This window comes from Microbacterium maritypicum MF109 (assembly GCF_000455825.1).
GTDB classification, from domain to species: Bacteria; Actinomycetota; Actinomycetes; order Actinomycetales; family Microbacteriaceae; genus Microbacterium; species Microbacterium maritypicum_A.
This window is the reverse complement of sequence record NZ_ATAO01000177.1, coordinates 1-605: the sequence shown is the minus strand read 5'-3', so window position 1 is coordinate 605 and position 605 is coordinate 1. Positions and strand designations below refer to the sequence as shown.

Here is a 605-nt window from a genome sequence, read left to right as displayed (position 1 = left end):
CGCGGCGACGGTCCATGAACCACGCGCTACGGCCCCCGCGGATTCCTCGACGCTGCTGATCGCCGACGAGGTCTCCCGGAGCTTCGATGCCGTGCCTGCGGTCGTCAATGCCTCCTTCGCCCTGAAAGACGGACGGACGCTCGGCATCGTCGGGGAGTCGGGGTCCGGGAAGACGACGCTGGCGCGCATGATCGTCGGAGTCGACGCTCCGGACGCCGGTTCCCTGCGGTGGACATCGCAGCGCCGGGTGCAGCTCGTGCACCAGAATCCGCTCGGAGCGTTCGACCCGCGATGGACGATCGGCCGTTCGTTGCGAGAGGGGCTGGAAGCGGGCGAGGTGCCTCGCGCTCAGCGGGCTGCGGGCGTCGCCCGACTCCTCGCCGAGGTCGACCTCGCCCCGGAGCTCGCCGACCGGCGTCCGAGCGCGCTCTCCGGCGGACAGCGGCAGCGGGCGGCCATCGCCCGCGCGCTCGCCGCCGACCCGGAGGTGTTGGTCCTCGACGAACCTGTCTCGGCCCTCGACCCCTCGGTGCGGGAGCGGGTGCTGCGGCTGCTCGCGCGGGTGCAGCAGGAGCGGCAGTTGACGATGATCCTCGTCTCCCACG

1 protein-coding gene is annotated in these 605 nt (G+C 72.4%); it reads left to right on the top strand.

All coding sequences use genetic code 11. The annotated features are described in order from the left end of the window. Nucleotides 1–605 (top strand): ATP-binding cassette domain-containing protein (locus L687_RS30035; protein WP_021199499.1); only part of this gene is annotated, 605 nt, incomplete at both ends.